Source organism: Planktothrix sp. FACHB-1355 (assembly GCF_014748295.1).
In the GTDB taxonomy this organism is placed as follows: Bacteria; Cyanobacteriota; Cyanobacteriia; order Cyanobacteriales; family Aerosakkonemataceae; genus Aerosakkonema; species Aerosakkonema funiforme_A.
In genome coordinates this window covers 1-4,351 of the sequence record NZ_JACJUP010000561.1, presented here as the reverse complement: position 1 = coordinate 4,351, position 4,351 = coordinate 1, and the positions used below count along the sequence as shown (strand labels likewise).

3 protein-coding genes are annotated in these 4,351 nt (G+C 45.9%); all 3 read right to left on the bottom strand.

The features are described from left to right. Window positions 1-2: 2 nt before the first annotated feature. On the bottom strand, window positions 3-320 hold the full coding sequence (locus tag H6S82_RS20630; protein ID WP_190465280.1) for a hypothetical protein: 318 nt from the start codon (window positions 318-320) through the stop codon (window positions 3-5). 2 nt (window positions 321-322) lie between these two features. Continuing rightward, a complete protein-coding gene (locus H6S82_RS20625) occupies window positions 323-814 on the bottom strand; it encodes a hypothetical protein (protein WP_190465279.1) in 492 nt (163 codons plus the stop codon). A 94-nt stretch (window positions 815-908) separates the two neighbouring features. After that, on the bottom strand, window positions 909-4,229 hold the full coding sequence (gene treS, locus H6S82_RS20620; protein ID WP_190465278.1) for a maltose alpha-D-glucosyltransferase: 3,321 nt from the start codon (window positions 4,227-4,229) through the stop codon (window positions 909-911). Window positions 4,230-4,351: the final 122 nt, after the last annotated feature.

The window sequence follows — 4,351 nt, the reverse complement described above, 5'->3', positions numbered from 1 at the left end:
TCTTAAATAATCTGTTTTGATACTTTAAACGATATCGTTCCAGATATGGGAAATATTTGCAAATCATCTACATAAAACTTTCTACCATCATCAAAAATGACTGTAAATGAAGTAATACTAATCTGTTCTTCAATTTGATCGAGTAGGCTGAGAACCTGATTGTTTATGAGCAATTCGTACTCCTCAAATTCTAAACGAAGGACTTCAGGCATTTTGTCAAGACTAACTGAACCAGAGTAATACTCTCCTTTATCTTCTACTTCCGCTGTAACCACTACATTCTGCATTGAATCAACAATTTCTATTAGTTTAAGAAACATGGCTAATCCTCCAATCTTGTATCGGTGAAAACGTCAGAGAGCCTACTGAGATTTTCATCGTTGAATCCCTTGCCACCATTTGGGTGAGTAATCCTGTGGTGGTTTGGAAACTTTTTAGTTGGAGCGGGCATAATGTCAAAACCAGCGCTTCTAATTAACGCTTCATTCGTTGAACCTACGACTTTAGCTGCTTCATGCAGCCCTGCGGCGTTGGGAAATGCTTTCTTCATCTGCTGGGCAGCCTCCGCAGGCGATCCACCCTTCAAAACTGATATACCAGGAGGGTTTAACTTTTGCTCAGCTGGCTTTAGCTTGAGATTATCGGGACTTCCACCTCCTATACGGTTAATGTCTCTATCACAAGTATTATGAACCAAAACACCCAAGTCAGAGACGAAGTAGGTATGAAACCCTTCAACCTCAAAGTTGTAAATATTATGTCCGGACGATCGCCCACAATAAAATTTCTTAGGTACGTAGTTGCGATGCCGCACTCCGAATAAGAGCGCTAAAGCGCAACAACGTACCTAATATTTAACTATGGCTAATCGACCGGACACGATATGACATCAAATCCAAACAGAAAAATCAAAATTGGATCAGGCGCTGTAACGGTATTGCCACGTAATCTTGACGATTGTTGAGTTCGTAACCCAAATCGTAGATAATTTTCTCCAGCACATAGCCATCCAGCAACACTTGCAATTCTTGTTCGGTCTTTGGCAAAAAGCTGTCTTTGCTAGCAATTTTCAGATAGCTATTCAAGAAAACAGCACTCACCCAGTTACACCAGAAATTCGCCCATTGTTGCATTAAGGGAAGATTTTCTGGGCGGATAGTGCCGTTTTCGATCTCGCGGCGGAGTGCAATGCTAGCAGCATGATAGAATGATTCCAGCATTGTCGCTACATCTCGCAGGGCCGATCGCTTCATGCGCCGTTCGCTTAAAGTGCGCGTCGGGTCTCCCTCAAAATCGATAATCACAAAGTCATTGCCGGTGTAAAGCACTTGTCCGAGATGGTAATCGCCGTGATAGCGGGTACGCATGGCAGTAATCTTTTGTTTGAGGACTAACTCGAAGCGTCCCAGAAATTCTTCTTGGCGATACAGAACAGAATGTGCCAATTTTTGGAGATCGGGCGGTAATGACTTGAGTCGTTTTTTCAACAACAAAAATACTTGCCCTGTGAGGTTGCGTGCGTATTGGTAAATAGAACGCTGGTAAAAAGATGAAAAAGGTTCTGGGGCAAAATCGGGATTTTCTAGATCGGAAGCTAGGGTCATGTGCAATTCGGCGGTAGACTGACCTAACAGTTCGGCTAAAGCTAGGTAGGAACCGATCGTTTGCCTTGCCAATTCGGGAATTTCTGCTGCCTGCAATTCTAACAGCGATCCGGAAAAAACGGGTACTAAAGTAGTTGTCGCCTGTTGAGACATGACGCGATCGAAGTAGTCGCGCAAGCTATCGAGTGTGTAGTCCCAACTATTCGTGGCATCTTGGATATATTGTTGCAATATCCCCACAGTTATGGGTGCGCTTTTGGCACGGCGGTACTCCAGTTTCCCAGCTAGGGGGGCAAAATGTTTCAAGAGTTTTTTCTCGCCCAAAAAGCGGCGAATTTCCAGATCTGGGTTAATACCTTCGTCGAGTTTGCGGAAGAGTTTGAGGATGAAACGATCGCCGTAAATTACAGAAGTATTTCTGTGTTCGCCTCTGAGAAGATGCGGTTCCAAATCTGCATTTGCTGTTAGCTGCGAGGACAGATCGGTTGTTGTGGCGACCAGTTCTCCTGCCATTCCTTTGAGGTTGCGATCGTGCGCGATCGCATCCAGCAGGGAAGTCAGACAATTTTTATCTGCGATCGCATCAAACAAAACGCCATTTTCCTTTTTACCTTGCACTTGAAGACGAGCGATCGCACAGGCGTTATTTTCGGCCAACAGCTGCTTCCCTTCTTCGCCTTCTGCGTAACCTATCAGCAGCAGGTAAGTTTGCGGTTCTCCTTGGGTATACTCTACCCGCAACCAAACTATCCGCGCTTCTTTTTCCTCGCGAAAAATTGGCAATGCTTCCACAATATGCGCGGCGGAAATCGTGCGGTCTTTTTCGCTATACCAAGGACAAGTGTACAGGTAATCGGACAAAATAGATTCCAGAGTTGTTTTCGACTCCGGTTGCACAAAAATATTATCCCACTTACCGTTAGCAACTAAAGCTGTCAGTTGTGTTTGCGGTTTTGGCAGTTGGGTTAAGCTGGGTTGCAGCTTGAGGGTAAACCAATAAAATGCGTAGGGACTGATGCTGATAAAGTACGGCGATTCGCCGATGGGGGGAAATTGAGTGCGACCGAAAATTTCGATCGGTATCATACCTTTGAAGGGCGATAAATCTAATTCCACCGTTTGCACAAAACGGGACAAATTCGCCACTACTAAGATATGTTCTTCACCGTATGTGCGGGTGAAAGCAATTACTTTGCGGTTTTCTGGGTGGAGGAATTCAAAACTTCCCTTTCCTAATGCCTGGAAACGTTTGCGAGTAGCGATCAGGCGTTTCATGAAATACCAAAGGGAATTGGAGTTTGCCCGCTGCGCTTCTACGTTGATTGCTTCGTAATGATATTCCGATTCGACGATAATCGGTAAATATAGTTTTTGGGGATTGGTGCGACTGAAACCGGCATTGCGATCGGCACTCCACTGCATCGGTGTGCGGACGCCGTTGCGATCGCCTACGTAAACGTTATCTCCCATACCAATTTCATCGCCGTAGTAAAGTACGGGTGTGCCTGGGAGAGACAGCAGCAAACTGTTGAGTAATTCGATTTGACGGCGATCGTTTCCTAGCAGAGGTGCTAAGCGGCGACGGATACCCAAGTTTACTCTCATTTCCTGGTCTTGGGCATAGACGCGATACATATAGTCTCGGTCTTCATCTGTCACCATTTCCAGGGTTAGTTCGTCGTGATTGCGAAGGAACAATGCCCACTGACAGTTATCGGGAATGGGGGGAGTTTGCTTGAGAATATCGATAATGGGGAAGCTATCTTCCATCCGCAGCGACATGAACAAACGCGGCATGAGGGGAAAATGGAAGTTCATGTGACACTCATCCCCGTTGCCGTAATATTGTGCCGCATCTTCAGGCCATTGATTTGCCTCTGCTAGCAACATCCGGTTGGGGTATTTGGTGTCGATGTGCGATCGCAATTGCTTGAGAAACTGGTGCGTTTCTTCCAGGTTTTCGCAATTCGTTCCTTCCCGTTCGTACAAATAAGGTACTGCATCTAGGCGCAGTCCGTCTACTCCCATGTCTAACCAAAAATCCAACACCTCCAAGACGGCTTTTCGGACTTCTGGATTGTCATAATTGAGGTCGGGTTGATGGTAGTAGAAGCGATGCCAGTAATAAGCTTTGGCCAGCGGGTCCCAAGTCCAGTTAGAGGTTTCAAAATCTTTGAAGATAATTCTCGCTTCCCGGTATTTTTCGGGAGAATCGCTCCAAACGTAAAAATCTCTTTCCTTGCTGCCTTTCGCTGCCCGTCGCGCCCGCTGAAACCAAGGATGCTGGTCGGATGTATGGTTGACAATTAATTCGATAATTACGCGGATATCTCGTTGATGCGCTGCTGACAAAAATTCTTTAAAATCTGATAGCGTACCGTAAATGGGATTGACGCTGGTGTAATCGGCAATATCGTATCCGTCATCTCGTAGCGGTGACGGGAAGAAGGGCAGTATCCAGAGTGCGGTGACTCCTAAATCTTGTAGGTAATCCAGTTTTTCTGTGAGCCCTCGAAAGTCGCCGATGCCATCACCGTTGCTATCGGCAAAGGCACGCACCGGTACTTCGTAAATGATGGCGTTCTTAAACCAGAGGGGGTCGTCATTTGATATTGAGTTTGGCATTTTCTCCACAGTCGATCGATTTTAGATTTTAGATTTTGCGCGAAGTGGGCGTCTTGGCGGTGACCGTCACGATACTCACCTTCGCAAGAGAAGATTTTGGATTTTTGGTTTATCCCCAGTTC

Coding starts and splice junctions, on each gene's coding strand:
- H6S82_RS20630 (WP_190465280.1), bottom strand. CDS start 320: ATGTTTCTTAAACTAATAGAAATTGTTGATTCAATGCAGAATGTAGTG.
- treS (WP_190465278.1), bottom strand. CDS start 4,229: ATGCCAAACTCAATATCAAATGACGACCCCCTCTGGTTTAAGAACGCC.